The sequence below is a fragment of the Streptomyces spinoverrucosus genome (genome assembly GCF_006539505.1).
Taxonomy (GTDB): Bacteria; Actinomycetota; Actinomycetes; order Streptomycetales; family Streptomycetaceae; genus Streptomyces; species Streptomyces spinoverrucosus.
Genome location: NZ_BJND01000143.1, coordinates 1 through 4,457 on the forward strand (window position 1 = coordinate 1; position 4,457 = coordinate 4,457).

The window sequence follows — 4,457 nt, forward strand, 5'->3', positions numbered from 1 at the left end:
GGCCCGCCGAGGAGTACGAGCCGGGCCGGCTCGGGCCCCCGGTTCGTCACGGTGACGGCGGAGCGCCCGGGGGCCGCGTAGCCCAGTTCGGCCGGCTTCAGCGCCGCTCCTTCGAAGAGGATGTCGCCACGGTCGACGAGGAGGCCGTGTTCGTGTCCGGCGTCGACGTCGAGGGTGATCCTTGCGCCCGGGTCCACGGAGAGTTCCGCCCCGAGCAGCGGCGTGAAGGTGCGGACCGGCGAGGTGTCGCCGGCGAGCGTCCCCAGGAAGACGCGGGCCTCGCCGCCCTCCAGCGGCACGGCGGAGGGGACGTGGTGCTGGAAGTCTCTGTCCGTGTGGCGGTGTTCCCCGGGCAGCGCCACCCACAGCTGCACCCCGTGCAGCACCGTGGTGCTCGGCGTGGAGACTTCGGAGTGGCTGATGCCGAAGCCTCCCGTCATGAGGTTCAGTTCGCCGGGCCGGACGAAGGCGTGGCTCCCCAGGCTGTCGCGGTGCTCGATCTCACCGCTGAACAGCCAGCTCACCGTCTGCAGACCGGTGTGGGGGTGGGGAGCGACGTCCATGCCGCCAGTCTCGGTGATGTCGTCGGGACCGTAGTGGTCGGCGAAGCACCAGGCACCGATGAGCGTACGAGCCCGCTGGGGTAGTGTGCGGCGCACGCGCATGGCCCGGGGGCCGCCAAGCGGCACGTCCCGCGGGGTGAGGATCTCGATGCCCGAGGGAGGTACGGCGGTCTCCGCACCGCCGGCCGACTCGCCGGGATGCGCCTCTGTCGTGCTCACCGAACACTGCCTCCCCAGAGAAAGAAAGTTTCACTTTCAACATTCACGGCTCGATAATAGGACGGACCACAAGAGATCGCGCCATGAAGGAACTCACGTGACCCAGACGACAGCGACGGCCACCCACCGACGGGTGTTCGTCGACAAGCAGAGCCCCGACGCCTATCGCGCGCTGACCGCCACGGCGGAAGCAGTGCGCGGCGTCGCGGCCGCGGCGGGTCTTGACCGCCTCCTCGTCGAGCTGATCAACATCCGGGTCTCCCAGCTCAACACCTGCGCGTTCTGTCTCAACCTGCACACCAGATCCGCTCTGCGGGCGGGCGAGACCACCCAGCGCCTGGGCGTGCTGCCGGCCTGGCGCGACACCGAGCTCTTCACCCCGCGCGAGCGGGCGGCGCTGGCGCTGGCCGAGGCCACCACCCGTCCCGAGGACGCGGACGCGCAGAGCGCCGCCTACGACCTCGCTCGCTCTGCGCTGTCGGACGACGAGATCTCCGCCGTGATCTGGGTGGCCATCACGATGAACGCCTTCAACCGGGTCTCCGTCATGAGCAAGCACCCGGTGCGCAGCAGCGCCGTAGTGCCGTCCGCGTGACGCACCTACGCGGCTGCAGCCCGAGCCGACCCGCCAGGAGCGGGCGGAGCCGCGGATCCGTACATGCCGGATGGTCGGGATGGGGAGGCCTGGTCCGTTCTCTCCGACGCGGGAGGCGTGCCGAGGACACGTGCGGGTGACGGTGCGGTCGCCAGGGCCACTTCGGCCCAGACGACCTTGCCGTCAGGTATCCGGCGGGAGCCCCATCGGCGGGACAGCTGGGAGACCAGGAAGAGGCCGCGGCCGTTCTCGTCGGCGGTGCGGGCGCTGCGCGGACGTGGAAAGCAGACGTCGGTGTCGGAGACTTCACAGCTCAGGACCTGGTGCCGGATCAGACGCAGACGGATGGGCCCGGTGCTGTGGCGGACGGCGTTGGTGACCAGTTCGCTGACGATCAGCTTCGTGGAGTCCTCGACGCTTTCCAGGCCCCATTCGGTCAGCTGAGAGGCGGTCAGATGCCGGGCGTGGCGGACAGCGGTCCGGTCGTTCGCCAGTGTCCAGGACGCGACGTGTGCCGGGCTGAGCGAGCGGGTGCGGACGAGGAGCAGGGTCGCGTCGTCGTATGGTGCCTGACTCAGGAAGTTCTCCATCACGCCGGTGCAGAGATCTTCCAGGGACCGCCCCGGTTGCGCGAGGGCGGTGCCCAGGCGGCGCATGTTCTCCTCGATGTCATGGTCGCGGGTCTCGATCAGACCGTCGGTGTACAGGGCCAGGAGACTCCCCGCGGCCAGCTCCAGCTCCACGGCCTCGAACGGCATCCCGACCCCGATGCCGAGTGGCCTTCCGGTGGGAAGATCGGGGAAGGTCACCCGGCCCTGCGGGTCGACGATCGCGGGCGGAGGGTGGCCGGCCCCTGCCATCGTGCACTTCCGGGTGACCGGGTCGTAGACCGCGTACAGACACGTGGCACCCACCGCCATGAGAGCCTGGTCCGAGGCCTCGCCGTCTTCTTCCGCCAACCGCTGGACCGTGTCGTCGAGACGGGTCAGCAGTTCGTCGGGGGGCAGTTCCATGTCGGCGAGCGTGTGGATCGCGGTACGGAGCCTGCCCATGGTCGCGGCGGCGTTGATGCCGTGTCCGACCACATCGCCGACGACGAGGGCCACCCGGGCACCGGACAGCGGGATGACATCGAACCAGTCGCCCCCGACGCCGCGGTCGATGTCAGCGGGCTGGTAGCGCGAGGCCGCCTCCACCGCCACGCCGCCCCTCAAACGGTGCGGAAGCAGGTTGCGCTGGAGCGCGAGGGCCGCGGTCTGCTCACGCACGTACTGGCGAGCATTGTCCAACGACTGCGCGAAGCGGCCGACGAGTTCCTCGGCCAGGAGCAGATCGGCCTCCTGGAACGGGACCGGGTCCTGGGTGCGGATGAACACCACCGTGCCCAGCAGGGTGCGCCGCGCACGGATGGGGACGACCATCAGCGAGTGCATGCCGTTCTCATGGGCCTTCCGCGCCAGTTCCGGATGCCGGTCGATCCATGTGCCCGGTGCGGTGTCCAGGATCGGCTCCAGGTGGGACCTCCCGGTGCCGAGGATGTCGGTCATGGGCGAGCCGGGCGGCACGCGGATCGGCTCGCCGCGCAGCCACGGGGATTCGGGGACGCCTTGGCGGATCGAGGCCAGACCGGCACGTCGGAACACGGGAAGGCGCTCGCCCGTCGCGCCGATGCGGACCGGGGGGCCCTCGCCGAACGGAACGGACTGCTCCAGGTCCACGGCGACATAGTCGGCGAACAGGGGCACGGCAAGGTCGGCCAGTTCCTGACCGGTCTGCATCACGTCCAGGCTCCTGCCGAGGCGCGTACTGGCCTGGCTGAGGACGGCGAGGCGCTCGCGCGTCCGCCGGCTCTCGGTGACATCGACGCTGATGGTGCACAGCCCAAGCGCCCGGCCGTCGGCACCCTGAAGACAGAAGAACGAAGCTCGCATCGTATGTCCCTGGCGCGGACCCGTCGCCAGCCATGTCTGGTACTCGTGGACCCTGGTGGTGCCGCTCGCCAGTACCTGTCGCATCACCGCTTCGAGCGCTTCGGCCTTGGCACCGGGCAGCACGTCGGTGAATCGGCGTCCGAAGCGTCGCTCCAGGGGAATGCCGTCGTGGCTCTCCATCGTGTCGTTCGCCCAGGTGCAACGCATCCGCAGGTCACGAACGGCGATGCCGATGGGCGCGCGGGTAGGAGGCGACTCGGAATCCGGACCGTTCACCGCATCCCCCCGCATCGTTCCGGCGTCGCTCATGGACAGGAGCCACCGAACTGATCCGTCCTGCCCGCGCAAGATCGAGATACGCAGGCCGACATCGAGCATCCGTCCGTTCCGGTGACGCACCGTCGTCGTGCCCGACCAGCCGTTCCGGGCACGGTGCTGCTCGACGAACGCCAATACCGTCGGCGCCTCGGGGCATGGCAGGGCGACCTCGACAGATCGGCCCACCACGTCCCTGGCGGAGTAGCCGATGACCCGCTCAGCGGCCTGGGTCCAGGCAACCACCGTCCCTTCCTCGTCGAGCATCGCGATGGCCGAATCGGATATCTCATGCGTATTGAGTTGCTTGCTGAGTGCCATGTGGGCGGTGCTGGTCATCATCGACCTGCTCCCCTCGGGTTGGCGGACAGAGGGCGGTATAGGTGCGGGAAGCCGATACGCTGATAAAAAAGAAGTAGATCTGACTTGATTTACGCCTTTTCGCCAGATGACCGGATGGCGCCTGGATCTGTGACAGCGCCCTGGCTGCGCCTGCGGGATCTTGGTCCTCGCCGTGCTGACCGAGAGCACCATGGCTCTGTGACGTCACTCCGCGTGCGCACGCTGGCCCCGGTTCCGTTTTCGGAGCCGAGGCGACGGCGGCTTGTAGCATGGTGGCCCCGGGTCCGGAAGGGACGACCATGCACGCTGGGGATGACGGCGACTCCCTTGAGCAGGCGACGAGGGAGTTCCTCGCGGCGCGCCCGCAGCTCTTCGGTATCGCGTACCGCATGCTCGGCAGCGCCGCGGAGGCCGAGGACATCGTTCAGGAAGCGTGGTTGCGGTGGCAGAACACCGACCGCACGAACATCCTCGAGCCGACAGCCTTCCTGG

General features: G+C 69.0%; 4 protein-coding genes. 2 read left to right on the plus strand and 2 right to left on the minus strand.

Annotated features, from left to right (window positions below; translation table 11 throughout):
- Positions 1 to 782: pirin family protein (locus SSP24_RS41985; RefSeq protein WP_373866251.1), on the minus strand; the 782-nt coding region annotated here is incomplete at its 3' end.
- Positions 783 to 879: 97 nt separating this feature from the next.
- Here SSP24_RS41985 and SSP24_RS41990 point away from each other — a divergent pair.
- Positions 880 to 1,377, plus strand: coding sequence for a carboxymuconolactone decarboxylase family protein (locus SSP24_RS41990; RefSeq protein WP_141316445.1), 498 nt, complete (start codon positions 880 to 882; stop codon positions 1,375 to 1,377).
- Between the two features lie 5 nt (positions 1,378 to 1,382).
- Here the strand turns inward: SSP24_RS41990 and SSP24_RS41995 are convergent, their stop codons facing one another.
- On the minus strand, positions 1,383 to 4,157 hold the full coding sequence (locus tag SSP24_RS41995; protein ID WP_308439664.1) for a SpoIIE family protein phosphatase: 2,775 nt from the start codon (positions 4,155 to 4,157) through the stop codon (positions 1,383 to 1,385).
- A 107-nt stretch (positions 4,158 to 4,264) separates the two neighbouring features.
- Here SSP24_RS41995 and SSP24_RS42000 point away from each other — a divergent pair.
- On the plus strand, positions 4,265 to 4,457 hold a 193-nt coding region (locus tag SSP24_RS42000; RefSeq protein ID WP_280527096.1), incomplete at its 3' end, for a sigma factor.